Source organism: Photorhabdus machadonis (assembly GCF_052657765.1).
This window is the reverse complement of record NZ_CP199761.1, coordinates 4,887,042-4,908,948: the sequence shown is the minus strand read 5'-3', so window position 1 is coordinate 4,908,948 and position 21,907 is coordinate 4,887,042. Positions and strand designations below refer to the sequence as shown.

Sequence of the window (21,907 nt, the reverse complement as noted above, 5' to 3'; positions counted from 1 at the left end):
CTTATTTCTCCGTAAATTCCATAACATGCTCTACCGGTGTGTTATCACTGGCCTGATATAAGGTTTGCTTCGGTTTCGGTGGGGTTTCCGGTGAACTCAGTTGCAGATTTTCTTCTGCCTCACTCTGTACGGTTACAGTTCTGCCCAGCGTGTCAGTTTTACCGGAAAGGGTCTGACCGCCAGCGGTGGTAATGGTATAGGGGGTATGCGCCAGCGGCTTACCGGTTTGCTCGCTTCGCAGGGTATAGCGTGCTGAGTAGTCAAACAGCGCATCAGCGGATTTTTTTCCGGTGATATGGTCAGACATGGTAATACTGACCCCTTCGATACGGATGTTCCCCATTGGGTCAATGACTATCTGCCCGCCTGCGTTCCCAATGGTGATTTGCCCGCTTTCCGAGTGCACAGTGATATGTTTACCTACGATGATTTGCTGGTTATCGGTGATGCTAAATTGATGGCTTTTACCGATTGAAATGGCCTGCTGGCCTTTAATGGTCACCGTTTGATTTTGACTGACTTCCAGCGTCTGGAAGCCCTGCACGGCTTCGTCATCATCGTTTTTAATCATAGTGGTACGGTTATGTTCAACTTCTGTTTTCTGGTCATGGTTTATCTGTGTGGTTTTATCCCTGAGAACCTGCGTATTCATATCCCGTTGAGCATGAATAAACACTTCCTCGCTGCCGTTTTCATCTTCAAAACGCAATTCGTTAAAACCATGACCTTTATGGGTTTTAGTTCTGAACGTAGTGCGGGTCTTCTCCGCCGGTAAATTCAGCGGCGGACGGTTAAGCGCGTTATAGGTACATCCGGTAATTATGGGGCGGTCAATATCGCCGTTGAGATAGGAGATAATCACTTCCTGGCCGACTCGCGGGGTGGCCAGAAAGCCAAATCCGTTGCCGTTCCAGCCTTGTGCCACCCGTACCCAGCAGGACGCCTGGTCATCAGGCGCGTCGTAACGGTTCCAGTGGAAGTGAACGCGAACCGCGCCATCTTTATTGACGTAAATTTCTTCCGTGCCGGGCCCGACAACCGTGGCGACTTCATCGCCGTCAGCCTGGGGTTTGTAGCGGTAGGGCGGACGCCAATCGTTGCGACCGGGAATGAACCGGGTCTGTGAGTTTAAGGTAGTACCGGCTCCGCCATCACCCAAAACGGCGGGCACATGCCCCTGATGTCGGGAAGAGACGACTTGCCAGCGGTCATTCATGGTGTCAATCGGGTGGTGGGTTAACGTGAAGATCCGGCCCGGCATTAATCGAATACAATTGCTGTCCGCTTGCCCTGATTTGCTGTCGGCCCGCACCGCTTCCAGCCGGTACTGGGTTAATGGCATGCCCTCTTTGTTTTTCAGAAAGCGGCCATAACTTTCGAAAATGTGAAATGGCGTGCTGCTCTCTGCCTCAAAATCTGTCGCGTTATGCTGCAAGGCATAATTGGGGTTGTGGTAATTTCTGTCTTTTTGGGAGATCGATTCCGGGCGCATGTGGGAGCCCAGAGACCATTTGGAGATAACATTTTCTTCTGTTGCGCTGGTGACGTCCGGGTTGTAGATCAGTGTATCCGGTGCCCTCATGTTTAAATGGCTGTCGCTGACATGGAGCCCGTCATCGGCGAACCAGAAGAAAATCCCCTCTTCCGCCGCAAGGCGGGTAAAGAAATCATAGGAGGATTCCCTTTTCATGGTGGTGTATTCCCGCACTGAATGCGGGTCGTTAAAATGCATATTAGCCCTGAGTTTTTTCTGTTTCAGTATGCTGTGTAAAATCTCGGGAACGCTGAGTTGGTGATAGATGCGGCTGTCCTGATCGAGGGTCAGCAGCCACATTTCTGGTCTGACGGTCAGGTGATACAGGGTTTGATGCCGGTTTGTGGTGCCAATAACGGCACTTTCAACCAACCCTTTCACTTCACGTTGCGGATTATCGTCACGGGTGACGGTGAACTGCGCGGTTTGGAGCAGGAGGGTATCGGTATCAATATCTGAACGCGGTGTCGCTAATGTCAGAGACAGGGTAAATAACGATGAAAGCGCTTCATCTAATGTAAAATTGACGACCGCAAAAGTCATGGGGGCCAGGTTGCCGATAGTGCAGGAAAAGCGGAGTCCGGTTTTCATGGTTTTTCCTCAATGACATAATTTTTTGGTGTCCGGGCATTATTGAAAGATGTCCAGTATTCATGACCTTCCAGCCCCGGAGAATATCGGGATCACTCGATTCAGGGATACATGAGGTAAGGTGTGCCTGCCTCTTTTATGATCAAAGGTTAATGTGAATTTATATGTTAATTTAATAAATATCAAGATTGATATTTTAAAGATGTGTAAATCTCACTTTATAACAGTCACGGGTGTAAATTTTATCGGTGTTTAAGTAACATAATGATTTAATTTATTTTGAAAAGTTTGATTTAGGGAAGATTGCTTTAATCAAGTTATGGCACCATGATAGCCCAATGTCATAAGCTGGAATTAATAGTTAATGAATTATTAAGAAGGTGAAGAATGTAACGAGAGCTAGCTGGCACACACTTAAACGTTATGCTGCTGCATGTGGTTGAATTATCTTTGACTACGAAATAATGTTGTAAAATGCGTGTTCTGTTGGTGATAACACGCAGAGGCACACTTATCTAGTATGCCCTAAAATGGCTTCCAATTAAGGAAGCCATTTTTCTGCGGTATTCCCACCTAAAATCTCGTTTTTTTCAGCGAAAGTAAAAACAGCATATTTTTAACGATAAAAGCGCTGATTAAAAACCAGAGGAAAATAAAAAGCGTATCAATATAAGTCAGATTAAGACAAATGAAATACGCTATTGTGATACCAATAGCGGAATCGAGCTGATCGAATAAAATAAACAGCCGCTTATTTTGTTTCGGATGTTGTCCCGGTGGTGCGCCGAGTCTCCTTTTCAACCAAGAGTTTGGCAACTCGAAAAGAACGTAACCTAAACCCGCCAGGAACCCGGTAAATAAGCAGGAGGCAATAGTCCGTGGAATAATGGTATCCTGTGTTTCGGTACAAAGTATTAACCACAGCGGTGAAAATAGCGCGGTAATAATGGGTACAGCAATAAAACCACGCCAGGTTTTGTTGTAGCCGAAATAACGTTGGTGTACCGGGATAGCCCAGCAGGAAAAATAGTTTTTTGTAACAATCACCATGTGTAAACAACCACCAAGAATGACGGGAATAAGTAAAATCCCCCCGTGATAAAAACTATTGAACATAGAGACTCCAGAAATGAAGGCCTGTAAATAAAACAAACCCTGCAAGTGTTGTACTGACGATAGTACTGAGATGTTTGAACTTATAAAACGGGCGATCCCATAGCATGGCGATACTGAATGCAAGGAGCGCTAATGTCAGTAAAATATGGGTCAGCCACGGCGTTGCTACCAAACCTACCAAAGCGTAACCACTGACAATAAATAAGCTCCAGAATACGGGCATACCAAGATAGGAGAGTCGATCTTCATCCTGAATATTTCCGACTTCATTAAAGACGGATAATCGCAGACAACCGCTGATTATCATTAAGAGAATAAACAGCGAATACCAAGATTGGTAACCGGAAAGGTATAGGATGATGGATGGTGAGATCAAGTAAATAAGTTGATCCATAAATCCATCAAGATAACGGCCAAAAGGGCGGACAATATCTAAGTTCCTTGCCAGAATACCATCAAGCGCGTCGCCAAGCATGGCAAGATACAGGAACGCAATAGCCAGGTAATACCAATGCTGTAATGCGGTTGCCACGGAGAGCGCACTAAATACCGCCCCACCAATAGTAATATAGTCCGCTCTGTTTAGCTGGATGATGAAATGATTACTGTTCATAATTTTTCCTTGTATGGAAAGGAGGATAATTGGCCTTTCCTGAGCATGTCTATCAGTGCTATGCGGTTTATTTTGCTGTTATGGCGAATGTCTACGGGGATAGGATTGACATAATAAATACGGGTAGCCAGAGTGAGATCCAGTTCGTCTAAAATGGCGGATAAACCTGTCGGCAGGGTGGTACTTTCCAATATCAGAGCGGCTCCACCCAAAGGATGCAACACGAATGCGCTCCGTGCGATGTTTGACAGTTCATTGATCCTTTTTTCCACCACATAGGGATGGATGATGCGGCCATCATCTAACAGCACCTTGTCTTTGACCCGTCCAAGTAACCAGAGCTGTCCTGTGGTATCCAGGCAGCCAACATCACCAGTACAGTGCCAGATCCCTCCCTGTTTACGCGGGAGTTTGTTTTCTTTCGTCGCCTGAGGATTATCAATATAGTCTTTGAGCACATGAGGCCCGGCAACCAGAATTTCACCTATATCACCGGTAGCCAGCGGGGTAATTTGTTGGGGATCAGTGGTTATCTCCCTGATACATATTTCCGCTTGTGCGACGGGTTTCCCGACCAGATAACCATCATGTGTTGCCCAGTGATTTAATTGCGTTGTCATTTCGACTGTACTGATCGGTTCGACCTCGGTGGAGCCATAGACCACCAGACGCAGAGCATGTGGGAAGACAGCCTGGCAGTTTTCAAGCAGTTCCTTATTGGCAGGTGCGCCGCCCACGATGACAGTTCGAACATTAGGGAATGACAATCTCTTGTTTCTGGCGTAATCAGTGACTTTGTTCATATAGGCGGGTGCGCCGCTGAGGCATGTAATACCTTTATCTTGCAGTTGCTTGATAATCTTTTTGGCATCAACGGTGGCGGGATGGGCAAAGTCAAAATCAGGCAGAATACTGCTGTTGCCGCAGCACAATGAATGCAGCACCATGACGGGGAAACTGTGCAAGTCGATTTCGTTCTTTTCCTCAGGGAAAAGCGCTTTTATGGCATAAAGTTGTGCTAACAGGCTGTCATGAGTGCGGTTTGCGCCTTTAGGCATCCCGGTAGAACCCGAGGTAAAAGTCATTAATCCCGTCGTATCCGGTGGTAAGTCCCGGCAGATAAAGTTATCCATTGGTAAATGTTGGCTGGGCGTTTTCAGCACTTTCATGCCCCAGATAGGCTGTCCGATAACAAAACGGCGCAGTCGCCACAATTCGGGGATCAGAAACCAGAATTTTCCTAACGCAGGTTGGGTGATAACCGCCGATAATTTACTGTGGCGTAGCGTCTCCCGGAGTTGCTTTCGGGAAAGCCCCCGCTCAAGCATAACCGGAACCAGCCCCAATCCCAGAATGGCGATAAGCAATGGATAAAGTATTAAGCCTGGCTGAACAATCACTAATAAGCGATCGCCGGCTACGAACCCGGCTTGGGTTAACAGATGTTGGTAATGAGATGCATGAGAAAAAAATTCCCGAAAGCTTAAACCACTGCCATTATCCAGTGAGTGTGGTGCTTGCAGGGCTAAATGCTCAGGGTGTTTTTGGGCCGCATCGACAATTGGCTGACAAATATTTGTCATGCGATCCTCCTGTAATAAAGCGCATATTGATGTTTGGTGGACGCGGGTGTATTGAAGATCCGTTCTGCGGTTTTTAATGATTTATTATCTTCGCGCATCAGGGCAGCCCCCAGACGGGGGTGAATACGGCTGGTGCTCTGCTGGTATGAGTGATACAGCGAATGGTATAGCCGACTCCCCCGATATTGCGGCGCAACTGCTACAGTTTTCAACAAGCCTATAGCGGGCTGACCTTTTTGGCTCACGGATAAGCTAAGAATTAACCCGGTAATCTCACCGCTATCGGTTTTAGCCAGGAATGATGCAGGGTAATGGCAAAAAGGTTTAATAAACGCCTCACCACAATAATGTTGAAATGTTGTCCATGACGGTGTGGTGTAAGCGAAATTCTCGCCGAAGACCGAATCGATAAAGGAATATAATCTAACCTGTTCCTGCATCCATAATTCGGGCGTTAGCGGCAGTAACGTCGCCTGAGCCTCAGGGAGCTTTTGCCCGCGCTGATAGTCCAGCCGAAAGTTGTTTGCTACTGCCTGAGTATCGTCGAATATCGAGGCGTAGCGGTAACGAATATCAAACCCTAATTCTTCTAACAATAGGGAGTAATAAGGTGGGTTGTAAGGTTCATGCTCAAAGGGGGGGATATCAAAATGATCAAGCCGGACGCGGTAATGTCCGAAGGTTGAGAAGTTAATTGGCCCGTAGAGATTGTGGGCGCCATTTTGCTTGGCCCATTGTTCCAGGGCGCTAAACAGCATGATGTTGCTTGCCATATCATTATCGGTTTCCCAAAAACCGAAGAATGCGGCGGATTGGCCGTCAACGGCATGGGGTACTAAAAAGCCAGCAAGACGAGTTTTCCCCGGAATACAGCCAATCCAGGCTTTGCTGTGATTAAACCAGGGATTTTCCAGACTGAACTGTTGTTGCACCTTCTCCCGGTCTTCGCCAGGCCAGAGCGGCCAGTCACGGTAGATTGTTGCTGGAAGATCGAGAAAACTTTCAGGCAGTGGGTTGGTCGGGGACCATTCGCGCATGAAGATATCAGACATGTTCGCTCCTTGAAGGTAATTCTTCTGTAGTGATGTCGTGTAGGCGGATAACACTTCCGGTTGCGCCATCCATACGTACCCGATCGCCATCTTTTAAAATTTGAGTGATCGCTGGAATGCCGACAATGGCGGGGATCCCCAGTTCACGAGCGACAACGGCAGAATGCGAGAGGGTGGATCCGCGTTCGATCAATAACCCGCCTGCTGTAGGGAATAGTGGTGCCCAACCGGGATCGGTACGGACGGTACAAAGGATCTGCCCTGCCAATGACATCTCATCTTGTGGGTTTTTAATTAAGCGGATGGTCGTTTCAACTACCCCTGGATAACAGCCCATGCCCTGTAGCATCCCGCTATCGGTTGGTGCCTGTTGTTCCTGATAGGGATAGCTGTAATCTTGCTGTTGATACAGTGAGCCTCTGATAAAGAAGTGGTGAGCAGGCTCATCCTCTGTTTCGTAGCTGGCGTATTCCTGTTTGCGTATAGCGACTAGAGGCTTAAGTTGAGTCTGTACTGCTGTTCCTTCGTAACTGCTGTAGATCTCCTCTAACGTCAGATAGAAAATATCGCGGGGTTCTGCGAGGAGTCCTTCTAATGCATATGCTTGACCAAGCTGTATGAAAATATCCCGATATAGCCCAAACATACGGGTTCGGGTGAAGCGCATATTCTCCCGGTGACGTATTGCCTGACGTAATTTATGCAGATTTTTTTTGAAGGCTTCCATACGCCTGGAGCCAAGTTGCTCGCGTATTTGCTGAAATGCCGTGTTTTCAGCTTGAGTACGTAACTTTCTTTCCCGGCTGGACAAGGTTTCGGGTGTGAGGGTATCGATCGCAAGGTAGTTTTTTATTATCAGAAATAGAAAACGGGGATCTTGTTTTAGCGTAATGGTCTCCAGCTTTAGCTCACCCATAGTGCGATCGCCATATTTTTCAATATAATCAATGCATTGTTGGTGGAAAGATGTATCGAGTTTTCGTACCTGAGTTAACAGGGTACGTGCATCGCCGTGTGTTAGCAGGGTGCATAATTCTGAATGCTGGCGTGCATATTGGCACATTTTTAATAACACTTTGGTCGGCTGGGTACTTTCAATATCTTCATCCCCAGAAAGAAGATCGCCTAATAATGCGGAGGGGTTTTCAATGCCAGCGGCGGTCAGTCCCCGGTGTACCCGGCCATTAAACATCATCACGTAGAAGTCATTCAGGATCGGCGTCGTCCAACGTTGTAGCAGATGCTCATCCAGATATTTCAATTTCTCGATCAATTGGCTGCTGTTGCAGATGTGCAATTCAGTTCGTCTTATGGCGGCAGCATGTTGTTTAAACTGTTCTAAGAAGAGTTCTACCCGCTGATCCATCGTTCTGAAAGCATATAGCAGGCGCAGGAGTGCCCACCCCATCTGTGGGAGTTTTTTTATTTTCTCGCTCAGTGAAGGTGTTTTATCTTCAATAAAATCAACTGGGTCTTCCAGCCCCATCATTCTTTCCATATCTTTTTTATTGGTTTGGAAAGAGGGCAGTAATAATAGTCCCTTGTACCAATTATTGATGTTGTAATAGATCCTGCCTTTAATTAAACCGAGCATATTTTCCAACATGGAACGATGCTGATTAACTTGTTTATCCGAACAACCTAAGGCACGTATTGTCTGTTCATAAACAGTGGCATAACCTGCGCGGGCAAAAGAGAAGGTCAGCGGTGTTGTTATTCCACAATAAGATTCCTGAATATTGGAGTTATCAAAAATAATATGGTGTTCGCTTTTATCATCCAGACGGGGCAGACGGGTGATTGGCCGAGTCTGTAGAATAAAGATTTGGTGGTTTTGAATCGTCCATTCAATATCTTGTGGACATCCCCGTGCTGCGGCGATTTTTTTGCCAATATCCCGCAATGCATAGATTTCGCTATCGGGTAAGGTCGGTTCCCACTGTTTTTCTTCCGCGACGGGCATCGTTACTGTTCCGCTGCCGCTGGTGGTATCGAAAACACTGGCCGTCCCTTTTTGCGTGATATGGCGTTCAATTTCTGGCGTGGTGAGATGAACGGAAAATTCATCGGTATCACATTCGCCAGAAACCACACCTTCTCCTGTGCCCCAGGCGGATGAGATTAGGCAATGTTGTCTGCTGCCAGTCACGGGATGTGCGGTAAACATGACGCCAGAAACCTCACCGGCAACCATGTTCTGAATGATGACAGCGCTACGGATATTGCCCATTGGCAGCTGTTTGTGCAAACGATATTGTAACGCACGGGTATTAAAGGCTGAGGCCATCACGGCGCGTAAGCTGTCGGCAAGGGCGGATTTGCCACGCTGAAACAGGTAGCTGTCCATCTGTCCGGCGAAGGACGCGTTGGCTGCATCTTCACCAATAGCTGATGAGCGAACAGCAAAAAACGCATCCGGGTAATTTTCTGATAAAAGAGCTAATTCTTCTTCTAACTCAGCAGGCAACGGGATCGATTGTAGCCATTGGCGCAGAGGGGCGGCGATGGTGTCGAGTTTTTCCTGGCTAATATCATGTGGCACGGCGGCTAATTGTTCCACAATGTTAATCGCAAACGTATCGTTGATTAATAAACTGTTCAGCACTTCGCTGCTGATGACCCAATAATCAGGTACAGGGAAACCGTTTTGCGTAAGCCATAATAAATTAGCCGCTTTACCGCCTAGGGAATGTTCTGCTAATTCAATAGCGCTATCTTGAGTATAGAGATATTTCATGTTGTTCCACCAATGCAGCAATAGTACACCTTGCTTACATCATGGGCCTATCTGCGCGTAATAATATTGGCGTAGGTCAATCAATAAGACACGAATGTATGACAAACTATTGCTGTATCCTTATTTTAGAGGAAGAGTAAATTAAATAATTTATTCGGGTTACTATTAGTTCAGCGTTAATGAAATAAGCCAGCGGATAGTTTTCATTGTGCGTTCCATAAATGGATAGCCAACAACATTATGCGCCATCATATAAAGCGGTATTCTTCTCATCCATAAATCACGTAATGCGAGCTCATAGCCACGTTGCCAACTGATTGGATCAAGAGAGAGTCCCGATTTTTGTTCAAGTTCAACCCGGTGCAGTTCAATATAATAGGCCACACTGTCCGCATTGCTATGCTGGTCTAAACTAAAGGCCAGTAATTCGGCAAGGTCGCGCTGTGGTAGATGCAAAGTAGACAACTCCCAATCCCAAGCGCATAAACGTAATCCTTCTTCCTGCTGCCGGAAAGCAATATTCCGTGGGTTGAAATCACCATGGATCAACGTCCTGGGCATTTGTTCGATTTCTTGCCACCAGGTGGCGGCGTTATCTACCCAGTGTTGAAAGTCTTGTTGTTCTTCGGCGGTGAACAACTCAGGGAATGCCTGGTGAATAAAATTACCTAGTTTTTGCCACAGGGGCTTCATCTGTGAAACTGTATTGGCGTCAGGAATTTGCAGTTGTGGGAATTTCCACATAAGCTCTCCTTCCCGCCCTAACCAAATGGAGTGAATATCGGCTACCCCTCTGATAGCGGTTTCAAGATGGTGCTGTTCCCACGGTGTTTCCAGGTTAATGTTGTTCATTAGCACCATATCCTGAAGTAATTCTTCAATCAGGGCGTAAGTTCCGGTTGCTTCATTTTCAATCACACCATAGATAATGGGTATATAGCGCATCAACTGTGGATTCTGCTGATTCATAATCGCCAGCTCACGGCTATGGCTTTGGTTAAATTCAAGCTGGTGGGCAAAATCTTGGAAAGCAGCAAACAATTCAGGGGAACAGTGCCTGGCAATATCCAGGACCATTTTAACGATCTCACTCCCCAAAGGTTTCAATTTCAGCATTACTGGCAGAGTATGTTGTGCGGATGTCGTCATAGCAAAGGGAAATAAACCAATTAAACGTTCCGCATAATTCGAACTCAGATGTGTCAGCAGGCTATGTTCATCATTGCCAGAAAATTCAGGTTTGATCGTGGTCAGGTGAGTTCCCTGTAACACTGGATTAAAGTTTGCTTGCTGGAAAAATGACAGATCAAGTTCCTGTAGGGTGTGCGGAATAATACCGCTAGTGTCGGTTGGGCGGTTGCGGCCAAGTCTTTCATGTGATTGAGCAAACTCATCCGCCGCAATCGCTGACAATGTTGAAATATCGAGGGCCAGGCAATAACTGGCGATGATTTCAGCCAGGCGGGCAGTGCCGTTTTCATCGGTGCAGCCCAGTATATTCAGACATTCGCGTTGGTGTGGTAAATAGGTTCCGCCACCGACTGTTCCTACGATTAGCGAGGGCAGTGTGACACTGCAATAGACCTGGTTATCGGCAGTTAATGTCATGTGTAAATGTGCGACTGATGATTCATGCACACAGGCGATGTCTTGACCGAGGGCAGTAAACATACCGGCGATAACATTTGCTGCATTAATATTTACGCCGACCATCCCTGAGGCGATAGCCCCCTCGCAGATATGATGATAAGCCGTGACAAGTTGTTGCGGAGTGACTCTCAGGATTTGCTGGCAGGATTCATCACTGAGATAAACCTCGGCGACGACACGTGTCCCACGTCCTTCAATAAACGTTTTATAAGAGACTTTTTTATCGCCTGAAGTATTACCATCTATCATAAAGTGGCGCAGTGGTATAAACGCCATTTTGGCGAGTTGTTGTTGGATCCATTGGCATGCATACCAGGTGCAGACGGTAGTCATATTTTGGCCTGCTGCTGCCGCTGTATTGTAGATGAACTGTAAATGGACGCTGCGCCCAATGATTTGCGGTTTTATTTCCAGCAATTGCGCATGTTTGGAGTGGTGGCCAATTTCATGCCGTATTTCGCTGAGATGTTCGTTAATCCAATCACTGAACATGATGCTGTGTGCGACGCTTTGAAATTCAAAGCGGGGTGCTCGTATCATGCGTTGGCCGAGCACACGAGTAGTGGTGCCGCCTGATTGCATAATGGCGGAGGAGCCGCGGGATATCGACGCAATTAAAGCGCCTTCTGTGGTGGCGAGCGGTGCATAATATACCCCTTGAGCGTATTGTCCCTTTATTAAGAGAGGGCCAGCGATCCCGACAGGGATTTCTATTGAACCAATAAATCCCTCAATGGTTTTGGTTAATTTCGTCGCATCCAGATGGGTAGCGGCTACGTGTTCCAGTGGATACCCAGTATGTTTTGCCAGATAATCCAGGCGCTTTTGCCGGGCTTCCTCGGTATATGTATAGAGGTGGCGGCGGGGCAATAATTCTGCTTGGGTTGCTTCTGTGCGGACGGCAGATGCTTCTTGGTGTTTAATGCTGAATATATCATGTGATAATTCGAGAATAGAACTTCGCGCACAGTTTTCTATGTGAGCAGTGGTATTATCTGAAACATCAAATACACATGATTGGATTTCTTTTTGCAACATAACTCTATTTCCTTTAATACCTAAGCAAACCCAAGCTTTATTAAGATGCTGGTAGTGCAAACTGAGTAACCCAGTACCATAAATATTCCCACTACAGCTTCATCGCGTTTGCGATTCTGGATAGTGGGGCGATGAAGGAATTTGCCTAATTGCCATAGACATAATGCATAACAAACGACCAAGATAATTAACGCCCATAACGCTATACCATCAGTGGTGATATTGATTAGCCAAATCTGTAACGCCAACATTACGGTGAGTAATGATGCGATAATAGCGACGGCTATTTTTCTGCCGAAAATAGATGAATAAGTTGGTATTTCCAGACGCTCTTCATCTGGACCTTTACATTTGCGTGTAATTTCGAAACTGAATCCAGAGAAAAAGCACAATCCCATTAAAACCCATATTGGGAAAGTGAGTGCAACGTTAGGGTTAGCGATATTGCCCAACCACCAGATAATGAGCGGCATGACCAGCATATGGGAAATAGCGTACCAAGTGAGGCGCTGGTTTAACCATTCACTGATAAAGAACTCTTTCCCCATAAGGCAGGTCCAGATAAAGACTAATAGCCAGGCAAAAGTGACTGAACCAACGCCTCGATCTAAAAATAGACTTCCACCCAATTGCAATGCGATACAGCAGATACCGAGTACCCGTAGATTTTTCAGTGTAATAATACCGCGCTGTAAGATCCGCTGTGGGTGGTGTTCACAATCCAGTTGATAATCCTTATGCTCATCGAATATCCGTAATAGTAAAAAATAGGAGAAGGCCATCAGGCAACCGAGCAGGATTTCCCATGACAAAACCGGCTTTTCCCCTATTGAATAAAAAGCTACGGAATAGCTGATGATATAAAAAATAAAGAAAAGCGGTGCATTTTGTAGCGGGAAACGCTCATCCATCCATAGCTTTATCCTCTTACCAATGAATTTTGAATAGATATCTTGGCCTTCCATACGTCATTCCTATTTATTGTATAAAGATTAAACTAATATACGTTTGTAACAATCCAATCCAAGGATAATAAATCCAAAAGCAAATCTTAATAAAGTCTATACGTGCTTTTTAGCAGGTAGCCGTAAGAAATACGTATCGACCAGTGCCATACGTTAAGCCAAAAATTTGCAATCCGCTATAATCAAGATGTGTAAATTTAAATATTAGTATGCAACTTATGTTTACATTTTTTTTCATAACTGTATGTTTACCTGATATTTTTGATTTTTTGGATTGAAAAATAATGAGCCTTGATGTCATGTATCAGTCCGATATAAATGACATCCACCCCGTTATCTACAACAACTATGTTCCACATAAATAAGCTTTTTGTGGGACAAGTCTGTTCTATATGAAATACTGGAATAAAGTAATAATGGTTAATAATTGTAATTAACTGAATGATGAGATGTTTTGATTTAGAGCAGTTTATAGGCGGATATTACTCCAATAGTTAAAAGGTAAGATTTACAACTGGTTCTGTATTGGATTCTTGATGTAGGATCGGCGAAATACCGATATATTCTGGTTGAATAGCTATGTTACTTTATCAAGTAAGGAGTTTGAGCTGTGTTAGGAAAAATCCGCGATCTTAATCTGCGCTGGTTTACTACTGTCCGTGATAATCATTTAGTTGTCAGCCAGCATAAGCAGGAAGAGGTTAGTTTCATCGGTGAAACCAATGATCTGATTCTAATAGCTAGCCGTAAAGAAGAGCTGGATATTTTGTTTTTCCAGTGTCGTTTGTATATCGCAGGGAATACAGAATCAGAGTTGTATGTTAGAAATTGGGTGGATACGATAACGTTGAAGTTTATGACTGCGGTCATTCGTACCGGTTTATTACGATTGGTTGAGTTTATTAAAGTCAGTTTACCGGAGGGCGCAGAACAGTATGCTCCTGCGCGATTATCATGTTAATCAGGGTAGAAATTCCAGTAGATGCAGCAGGAATAGATCAATTACTGCGGAAATCTTTTGCTACCTCGGTGGAAGCGGAATTGGTTCAACAATTGCGGGAAGATGGATTACTCACGTTGGGTATGGTTGCTACGGATGAAGAAGGCCAGATTATTGGTTATGTGGCATTTAGTCCGGTAGATATTAATGGAGAAGATCATCAATGGATTGGTTTAGCGCCGTTAGCGGTTGCTGAAGAGTATCGTCGGCAGGGGATTGGTGAAAAACTCGTTTATGAAGGTCTAGATAGCCTGAATGAATTTGGTTACGGCGTCGTCGTTGTTTTAGGTGATCCGCACTATTATCGCCGGTTTGGTTTTACGCTTGCCAGTGAGCACCAGTTACATTGTAAGCGGCTAAAGTGTGAACCCTATTTTCAGGTATATGAATTAGCTGACAGTTCTTTGGCTGATTATACTGGGCTGGTTAGCTATTCTCCCCATTTTGACCGTTTCTGATTGATGCCAAATATTTTGCTATGCAGATAGGCTGGCAAATAACCAGCCTCTCTTTTTGTTGTTTATTCAATTGCTTTACCTGATATTCCAGTCGTGAGGCATGGGATCTGTCTCCGGCATGACTGCTGAAAACCAGCTGTAATGGTCCTTTCCCTCTCAGTGCTTTTGCTCCTTTACCATCTGCATGTTGTGCAAAACGGCGGTTGATATCTGTCGTTATCCCCGTATACAGCATCCCTGCTTTCGTTTTCAGTAAGTAAAGAACCCATTGATTTTTAGCCATATAACTTTTTCTTAATTTTTTATTTTTGATATTTGCATTTTACTAAGACGTTTTTTCTATATTATTTTTCTGAATAACTTAGTTTAAGCCATTATAATATAATAGTTTTATCAAAATTCTTTACATATCAAATTCCTATATATCGCATTTTTTATTCAAAAAAATTGAAATAGAATAGCAATAATTGCTAATTTTTATTCTGGCTGTTAGAGCATACTATGATCCACATCACAGAGAGTAACTCATTCCATTAAAAATTGATCAAGGATCATGTTATGAAAAATGTAAAATATATCGCTGCTGTTTTGGCTTTAAGTGCTATCTCTTTTGGTAGTATGGCAGCGACAGAAGTTCAAACGACTTCATCTGCCAAGGTTGGTGTGGTTTCTGTAACCGGTGCTGATACCCTGGAAGGCTTGAGTGCCGAATTGTCCAAAAAAGCTGACAAAGCTGGTGCATCTTCTTTCCGTATTATATCTACTAGCGGTAAGAACCAATTGTCAGGTGTTGCTGAAATCTATAACTAATTTATAGTAGAACACACTGAACCCTGACTCTGTCGGGAGATGTCAGAACACGCCGCAGGATGATGTTTATCCCGGCGTGGTTCTGGGTTTCCAGGCCAATAAAATCCTCCCATTGGAGGGAGTGTGAATACTACTGAAAACTTTCAGATTATCCGCCAATACCTTGCAAGACAGCACGTCTTCACGCTTTGCACAACAACAGAAAATGATATCTGGTGTGCAAGTTGTTTCTATGTTTTCGATGCCGAGAAAATAGCCTTTTGGTTTATGACTGAATCCCATACCCGTCATGGTGAAATGATGCAGATAAACTCGCAGGTGGCAGGTACTGTTGCCGAGCAGATTCGTAATATCGCGCAGATAAAAGGTATTCAGTTCAAAGGGGAAGTTATTTGTCTGGAAGGAGAAGACGATAAAGCTGCCAGAGCACGTTATTGCCGCCGTTTTCCTGTGGCAATTGCGGCTAAAACACCTGTTTGGCAACTGAATCTCAGTGAAATAAAAATGACTGATAATTCGCTGGGATTTGGTAAGAAAATCTGCTGGCAGCGATAAAATTATCTAAATCGATGAATAATCTGGTTGCGGCTGCCGCGCCATAATAAATTGGGATCATAAAGATTCTGGATAAACCTGCCATCTACCAGCACATTAATATAGCTGACAACTTCCTGTTGAGCTTTGCTGAGTTCACTTAGCAGATAGCCAGTCCACAGCCAAATATCCTTTTCAGGGCACTCTGCCTTGACCCGTTTTACCAGTTTCAGGATCACAGATATGTTATGTGGATGAAGAGGATCGCCGCCAGACAGAGACAGCCCTTGCCGTTTAATGCGGCTATCCTGTAAATCAGCGACAATATGGTCTGCCATTTCCTGTGTAAATAGTTGGCCGGAATTTGTTCGCCAGGTGCTTTTGTTATAGCACCCGGGGCATTGGTGCTGGCATCCTGCGACAAACAGCGTACAGCGGGTTCCGGGACCGTTAACCACATCAACAGGGTAATATTGGTGGTAATTCATTTTTTAGCCTGCCTGAATGAATCGAGTTGCCCATTTTTAAGATGTTTTACTCTGCGTTTCACCTCTTCTTGTTTGCCTGCATTGAATGGGCGGGCGTCAGGGCTGCCCAGATAGCCGCAGACACGGCGGGTTACTGATACCCTGGAGGGGGCATGATTGCCACAACGGGGGCAGGTAAACCCTTTACGGGTACAGGAGAATTCACCGGTAAATCCGCAGTCATAACACTCGTCAATGGGGGTATTGGTCCCGTAGTAAGGAATGTGTAAGTAGCTGTAATCCCAGACATCTTCCAGTGCTTTCAAATTATGTTGCAGATTGGGATATTCGCCGTAACAGATAAAACCGCCGTTTGCCAATGGTGGATAAGATGCTTCAAAATCCAGTTTATCGTAAGGGTTGGCCTTTTTTTCAACGTCAAGATGGAAACTGTTGGTGTAATAGCCTTTGTCTGTCACCCCTTCGATAACACCAAATTCAGCGGCATCAAGGCGGCAGAAACGATCACACAGGTTTTCACTGGGTGTGCTGTACAGGCTGAAACCATAACCCGTCTCTTTTTTCCATTGATCAGTTGCTTTTCGCAGATGGCTAACTATTGCGAGAGCTTTTACACGTAATTGTTGGTCATCAAATAGATGAATCTGATTGCCATACAATGCGTTAATGGTTTCATGAATGCCAATATAGCCCAGAGAGATAGAAGCCCGGCCATGTTTAAAGATTTCAGCGATATTATCATCGGCTTTCAGGCGAACCCCGCAAGCACCTTCCATATAAAGGATTGGCGCAACCCGCGCTTTGACGCCTTCCAGACGGGTAATACGAGTCATCAATGCTTGTTTTGCCAGTGCCAGGCGCTTATCCAGCAATCGCCAAAAATGTTTTTCATCTCGTTTGGCTTCGATAGCAATCCGAGGCAGGTTTAAACTGATAACCCCCAAATTATTGCGACCTTCATGAATTTGCTCACCATTTTCTTCATAAACACCGAGGAAGCTGCGGCAACCCATTGGGGTTTTAAAGGAGCCCGTGACTTTAACAACCTGATCGTAGTTAAGAATATCAGGATACATTCGCTTGCTGGCACATGTTAGAGCCAGTTGTTTGATATCGTAGTTGGGGTCACCGAACTTATGATTCAGGCCATCACGGATAGCAAATACCAGTTTAGGGAAAACTGCGGTTTTATGGTTCCTGCCCAACCCGGCAATACGGTTACGCAGAATAGATTGTTGGATTAAGCGGCATGCTTTTGAAGTACCCAGACCAAAGCCAAAAGTGACAAAAGGTGTTTGTCCGTTGGCGGTGTGCAGTGTATTAACTTCATATTCCAGTGACTGGAAAGCGTCGTAACACTCTTTTTCTGTCCGGGCTTCAGCATAAGATTTTTTATCGGCAATACCCCACTTTTCAGCAACGGCCAGCTGTTTGTCATAGCTGGCTTTAACGAATGGCGCTAATACTTCATCTATACGGTTAATCGTGGTACCGCCATAAATATGGCTGGCAACCTGGGCAATAATTTGAGCAGTTACTGCTGTTGCAGTTGTAATAGATTTGGGGGGCTCTATTTCAGCATTACCCATCTTGAACCCGTTGGTCAACATGCCTTTCAGGTCGATCAGCATACAGTTGAACATTGGGAAAAAGGGTGAATAGTCCAGATCGTGATAGTGGATTTCACCTCTTTCATGAGCCAGTACCACGTCACGCGGTAGCATGTGTTGTTTGGCATAATATTTGGCAACAATTCCTGCCAGTAGATCGCGTTGGGTTGGAATAACTTTACTGTCTTTATTCGCGTTCTCATTGAGCAGGGAAATATTACGCTGTTCGACCAGACCACGGATTTCCTGATTAAGGCGGCTGTGTGATTCCCGGGCAAGATCCCTGTCATGGCGATATTCAATATAGAGACGGGCAAGATGCTTATAGTTGCCTGCCATCAATTGGTTTTCTACTGCGTGCTGAATATTTCGTATATCAACTTGTCGGTGGTCAGCCATTAATTGCGTTACTGTGGATGCAACTTGAGCACAGTACTCATCATCTGTGACGCCAGCGGCAGAGGCGGCCTGTTTTACGGCATCTCTGATACGAATTTCATCAAATGGTACCTGACGACCATCTCGTTTTATCACAACAGTTTTCACAATATAACTCCTTGAGAATGTTATCCAAAGGTATGAGCCATTCTCGTTCTGATATTCAGATTAAATAGAGGTGATGCTATATATGGTTTGTGTTTTTATATTTAAGCACAATATGTAGTAAGTTAAAGTGAAATAATAACGGTCTGATTTGATCTAAAACAAAGAACAGGAAGCTATATCTGGGAGACGGGAAAAAGTAAAAAACCCTTGGTCAATGGGTGAACTGACCAAAGGTTTATAGGAAATAAGAGTAGGGATTATTTACGAACGGCGATAGCTTCGATTTCGATTTTAACGTCTTTTGGCAGACGGGCTACTTCAACACAGGAGCGTGCTGGGAAAGCGGCATTGTGTTCTTTGAAGAATGCTTCATAAGTCGCGTTAACCGTGCCGAAATCATTCAGGTCTTTAACGAAAACAGTTGTTTTAACAATGTCACCGACAGTCAGACCTGCTTTCTCAACGATAGCTTTAACGTTTTCCAGTGATTGACGAGCCTGGGCAGCGATATCTTCTGCGACATCACCTGTTTCTGGATTGACCGGAATCTGACCGGAAGTGATTACCATACTGCCCAGATCAACACCCTGAACATATGGACCAATTGCAGCAGGGGCTTTCTCGGTATTAATCTCGTATGACATAGGTTCTCCTGTTAATGTAATAACTGAATAAATATTTCAACAAAGGTACTATTATAGTGTCCGTATCTGCCCCAGCAACGGGCATAGATTGTTTACTTGCTGAGTATTACCACGTTGCGATCAAACTCTTTCTCGCAGTACTTACAGGTCAATACCACATCTTCAAATGTGATTTTGACCCGAAAACTGCTTTCTACCGGCTCATTGTGGCTGATGCAATTGCTATTAGGACAGACTAACACGCTATCAATACGCTCAGGCAGGTTAATTGGCAGTTTCTTCACAACCTCATAGTCTTCAATACAGTTCACTGTTGCATGCGGTGCATACATAGCAAGCTGATTAGCCTGTTGCTCTGTCAGAAATGTGTTTTCGATTTTGATGAGATCTTTTTTACCCAACTGATTGGAAGGCAGGTTCAGGCCGATAGTAATGCGCTGATCGGTTTTAGTCAGCTTAAATAGAGAGAGTAACTTGAAACCTACCTGAGCTGGGATATGGTCAATCACAGTACCGCATTTAATGGCTTCGACTTGTAGTTGATGATCTTGGGTCATAGTGTTCTGTATGAATACATTTTAGTGGCAACTCTTTCTGTATTCATCCTCCAGATATATTGTTAAGAATCGGTACGTCTTCCATTTTAGGTGGTGCCATCCTGTTTATCCAGATAAGACGCAGGTAATTCAGTGTCATTCTACAGTTGTTATTCCGTACATTGGCTTTAGCTGTCATAGCATAAGGTGCTATATTTAGTTTAATAATTTCATAAATTGTCAACCAAGAGGCCACATATGGCTAAACCTTTAAATTGGATATTAAACAATACTGCTCCGGGCTAAATCCTGCTCCAATCATGGCTATCGGCACACGGTATTGATCGTAGTGTGTCTTGGAAGTATGCCCAAAATGGCTGGTTGGAAAGATTAGCTTTTGGTGTTTACTTTCGGACAGGGAGAACTCCTGATTGGGTGGATGCGGTACAGTGCCTTCAGACACAGTGGAATTCACAGGTTCATGTTGCTGGTTTAACAAGCCTGAATCAGCAGTTTCTCACACTACGTCGAACTCATGTGTGATTATATTGACTTCTTATGATTTATTTATAGGGTTGAGTTATCATATTTATGCAAGGGTTACACCAAAACCTTGGAAGCCGAATAAGAAGATGAGTGATGATGTAAATAGTATTGAAAAATTTGTAAGGTATTCTTTATAATATTTTTTGCTTTAAATCACACTTAATAATAAAATAGAAGTAATCCATAGGTATTCTAGCCCGGCGAAGAGAAGAAGGTAAGTATATAAATTAATGTCTACATCGGTGTGCCCTATACAATAACCGGTCAGAAAAGCAATCGCTAATAATATTATAAATCCTAATGTATTCCTCTTTGGGTTATTCCATTGGATACCTATTTTTTCTAAACAACGTATTAAAAATCTAAGTGCATAATAGCTAATAAAATACATTCCAATGAGCCAAAAAAATCATTATCCATTTCAATGTTCTTAGTTGATTGACTTTTGACCGTTAACGATACGCCTCCATCAGGAGGCATAAAATATGCGTTAACTGTACTCTAAATCTGCCGGTTTATTATCTGAATTCACTTTCGAATTTGAAGGTGAATAAATAGACTTGCTATTCAATTATATACAGAAGCAGAACATCATTTCAAAAGTAGATAATAACGATTTTATTTAAGGACATTCAATATTTTCTTTAATCACTCATTTAGCACTAGAGACAATAGTGCCTGACGGGCATAAATACCATTTTCCGCCTGTTGAAAATAATAGGCGTGGGGGGTTTTATCCACATCAACAGAAATTTCATCAATACGTGGCAATGGATGCAAAATTTTGAGATTCTCTTTCGCTCCCGTCAGATCAGTGGCACGCAGAACATATTGCGCTTTTACATTGGCGTATTCGGATGGATCAAGGCGCTCTTTTTGCACACGAGTCATATAAAGGATGTCTAGTTCCGGTAACACTTCTTCTATATTGGTATGCTGGCTGTAAGTTGCCCCTTTTTCATTCAGCATATGAAGAATATGATTTGGCATTGCCAATGCTTCCGGGGCAATGAAATAAAAATGGTTGCCATTAAATTTCGCTAACGCTTGTGACAATGAATGAACCGTGCGGCCATATTTCAGGTCACCAACCATAGCGATATTCAGACTATCTAACCGTTGCTGAGTTTCTTGAATAGTGAACAGATCCAGCAAGGTTTGAGTTGGATGTTGGTTAGCACCGTCACCGGCATTGATAATCGGAGTCTGACCGGAAAATTCGGAAGCCAGGCGCGGGGCACCTTCCTGCGGGTGGCGCATCACGATAGCGTCAACATATTGGCTGATAACGGAGATGGTATCTGCCAGTGTTTCGCCTTTCTTACCCAGGGAGGTGTTGCTGCTGTCTGAAAAGCCAACCACTGAAGCGCCAAGGCGGTGGATTGCGGTTTCAAAAGAGAGGCGGGTACGGGTAGAGGCTTCAAAGAAACAGCTGGCGATAACCTTGTGTTTCAGCAATTCAGGCTGTGGTCTGGCTTTCAGTGTGGCAGCGGTTTGCAACACCAATTCCAGATCTTCGCGGCTCAGATCATTTATTGAGATGATATGTTTGCGATATAACGGATTAGCCATTTTTCACTCTCCTCTAATGCTGACATCCGGGTGGTGATCATCAATTGATTACCGGGCAAAAAAAAGCCCCTCAGTGAGGGGCATTAACTGATTGGTTTAGCAACGGGAAAAATAATGATTGCTGGCTGCCTTCAGGCAATTGCACCCGTACTTTAGCTTGATGAAAAGAGGCGCAGTTTTTCATAATTTCTCCCGGCAAATTGTGGCGCATTATACTCGTGAAAAATCTCACAGCAAGCGTTTGCCTGAAGAAAAATGATATTGGTAGGGGCGCCTCTTTACAG

General features: G+C 44.3%; 19 protein-coding genes. 5 read left to right on the top strand and 14 right to left on the bottom strand.

All coding sequences use genetic code 11. The features are described 5' to 3' along the window. Position 1: 1 nt before the first annotated feature. The 8 genes from tssI to ACUN2T_RS23540 form a co-directional block, all read right to left on the bottom strand. Positions 2–2,125 (bottom strand): type VI secretion system tip protein TssI/VgrG, encoded by a 2,124-nt coding sequence (gene tssI, locus ACUN2T_RS23575; RefSeq protein ID WP_445495318.1) that lies wholly within the window; start codon positions 2,123–2,125, stop codon positions 2–4. Between the two features lie 573 nt (positions 2,126–2,698). Next, positions 2,699–3,241 carry a CDP-archaeol synthase gene (locus ACUN2T_RS23570; RefSeq protein WP_445495317.1) on the bottom strand — a complete coding sequence of 181 codons (543 nt, stop codon included), beginning with the start codon at positions 3,239–3,241 and terminating at the stop codon, positions 2,699–2,701. Then, positions 3,231–3,854 carry a CDP-alcohol phosphatidyltransferase family protein gene (locus ACUN2T_RS23565; RefSeq protein ID WP_445495316.1) on the bottom strand — a complete coding sequence of 208 codons (624 nt, stop codon included), beginning with the start codon at positions 3,852–3,854 and terminating at the stop codon, positions 3,231–3,233. The genes ACUN2T_RS23570 and ACUN2T_RS23565 overlap by 11 nt, the downstream gene beginning before the upstream one ends. After that, positions 3,851–5,437, bottom strand: a complete 1,587-nt coding sequence (locus ACUN2T_RS23560; protein WP_445495315.1) for a fatty acid CoA ligase family protein — start codon at positions 5,435–5,437, stop codon at positions 3,851–3,853. Before ACUN2T_RS23560 ends, ACUN2T_RS23565 begins: the two co-directional genes overlap by 4 nt. After that, positions 5,434–6,489 (bottom strand): hypothetical protein, encoded by a 1,056-nt coding sequence (locus tag ACUN2T_RS23555; protein ID WP_445495314.1) that lies wholly within the window; start codon positions 6,487–6,489, stop codon positions 5,434–5,436. The genes ACUN2T_RS23560 and ACUN2T_RS23555 overlap by 4 nt, the downstream gene beginning before the upstream one ends. Then, positions 6,482–9,226: a phosphoenolpyruvate synthase gene (locus tag ACUN2T_RS23550; protein WP_445495313.1), complete on the bottom strand. Its 2,745-nt coding sequence runs from the start codon at positions 9,224–9,226 to the stop codon at positions 6,482–6,484. The genes ACUN2T_RS23555 and ACUN2T_RS23550 overlap by 8 nt, the downstream gene beginning before the upstream one ends. A gap of 165 nt (positions 9,227–9,391) precedes the next feature. After that, on the bottom strand, positions 9,392–11,914 hold the full coding sequence (locus ACUN2T_RS23545) for a phosphotransferase (protein ID WP_445495312.1): 2,523 nt from the start codon (positions 11,912–11,914) through the stop codon (positions 9,392–9,394). A 20-nt stretch (positions 11,915–11,934) separates the two neighbouring features. Beyond that, positions 11,935–12,879: a prenyltransferase gene (locus ACUN2T_RS23540; RefSeq protein WP_445495311.1), complete on the bottom strand. Its 945-nt coding sequence runs from the start codon at positions 12,877–12,879 to the stop codon at positions 11,935–11,937. Between the two features lie 610 nt (positions 12,880–13,489). Here ACUN2T_RS23540 and ubiT point away from each other — a divergent pair. Both ubiT and ACUN2T_RS23530 read left to right on the top strand, forming a co-directional pair. After that, positions 13,490–13,840 (top strand): ubiquinone anaerobic biosynthesis accessory factor UbiT, encoded by a 351-nt coding sequence (gene ubiT, locus ACUN2T_RS23535; RefSeq protein ID WP_445495310.1) that lies wholly within the window; start codon positions 13,490–13,492, stop codon positions 13,838–13,840. Beyond that, positions 13,834–14,337, top strand: coding sequence for a GNAT family N-acetyltransferase (locus ACUN2T_RS23530; protein WP_445495309.1), 504 nt, complete (start codon positions 13,834–13,836; stop codon positions 14,335–14,337). The genes ubiT and ACUN2T_RS23530 overlap by 7 nt, the downstream gene beginning before the upstream one ends. On the opposite strand, the gene ACUN2T_RS23525 is transcribed toward ACUN2T_RS23530, so the two are convergent. After that, positions 14,306–14,620, bottom strand: coding sequence for a GIY-YIG nuclease family protein (locus ACUN2T_RS23525; protein ID WP_445495308.1), 315 nt, complete (start codon positions 14,618–14,620; stop codon positions 14,306–14,308). The genes ACUN2T_RS23530 and ACUN2T_RS23525 overlap by 32 nt on opposite strands. A gap of 275 nt (positions 14,621–14,895) precedes the next feature. Here ACUN2T_RS23525 and bhsA point away from each other — a divergent pair, with 275 nt between their 5' ends. Both bhsA and ACUN2T_RS23515 read left to right on the top strand, forming a co-directional pair. Further along, positions 14,896–15,147 (top strand): multiple stress resistance protein BhsA, encoded by a 252-nt coding sequence (gene bhsA, locus ACUN2T_RS23520; protein ID WP_445495307.1) that lies wholly within the window; start codon positions 14,896–14,898, stop codon positions 15,145–15,147. Between the two features lie 123 nt (positions 15,148–15,270). Continuing rightward, a complete protein-coding gene (locus tag ACUN2T_RS23515) occupies positions 15,271–15,702 on the top strand; it encodes a YhbP family protein (RefSeq protein WP_445495306.1) in 432 nt (143 codons plus the stop codon). 2 nt (positions 15,703–15,704) lie between these two features. On the opposite strand, the gene nrdG is transcribed toward ACUN2T_RS23515, so the two are convergent. The 4 genes from nrdG to pyrI all read right to left on the bottom strand — a co-directional run bounded on the left by nrdG (position 15,705) and on the right by pyrI (position 19,526). Then, the gene (gene nrdG, locus ACUN2T_RS23510; RefSeq protein ID WP_445495305.1) at positions 15,705–16,169 is read right to left on the bottom strand and encodes an anaerobic ribonucleoside-triphosphate reductase-activating protein; all 465 of its coding nucleotides are present in this window, start codon (positions 16,167–16,169) and stop codon (positions 15,705–15,707) included. Further along, a complete protein-coding gene (gene nrdD / locus ACUN2T_RS23505; RefSeq protein ID WP_445495304.1) occupies positions 16,166–18,325 on the bottom strand; it encodes an anaerobic ribonucleoside-triphosphate reductase in 2,160 nt (719 codons plus the stop codon). The genes nrdG and nrdD overlap by 4 nt, the downstream gene beginning before the upstream one ends. A gap of 257 nt (positions 18,326–18,582) precedes the next feature. Next, a complete protein-coding gene (gene ridA, locus ACUN2T_RS23500; protein ID WP_132352963.1) occupies positions 18,583–18,969 on the bottom strand; it encodes a 2-iminobutanoate/2-iminopropanoate deaminase in 387 nt (128 codons plus the stop codon). A gap of 92 nt (positions 18,970–19,061) precedes the next feature. Continuing rightward, a complete protein-coding gene (pyrI, locus tag ACUN2T_RS23495; RefSeq protein WP_445495303.1) occupies positions 19,062–19,526 on the bottom strand; it encodes an aspartate carbamoyltransferase regulatory subunit in 465 nt (154 codons plus the stop codon). Between the two features lie 330 nt (positions 19,527–19,856). On the opposite strand from pyrI, the gene ACUN2T_RS23490 reads away from it, so the two are divergent. Further along, positions 19,857–20,048 (top strand): AbiEi antitoxin N-terminal domain-containing protein, encoded by a 192-nt coding sequence (locus tag ACUN2T_RS23490; RefSeq protein ID WP_445495302.1) that lies wholly within the window; start codon positions 19,857–19,859, stop codon positions 20,046–20,048. A 651-nt stretch (positions 20,049–20,699) separates the two neighbouring features. Here the strand turns inward: ACUN2T_RS23490 and pyrB are convergent. Continuing rightward, a complete protein-coding gene (gene pyrB / locus ACUN2T_RS23485; RefSeq protein ID WP_445495301.1) occupies positions 20,700–21,623 on the bottom strand; it encodes an aspartate carbamoyltransferase in 924 nt (307 codons plus the stop codon). Between the last annotated feature and the right edge of the window lie 284 nt (positions 21,624–21,907).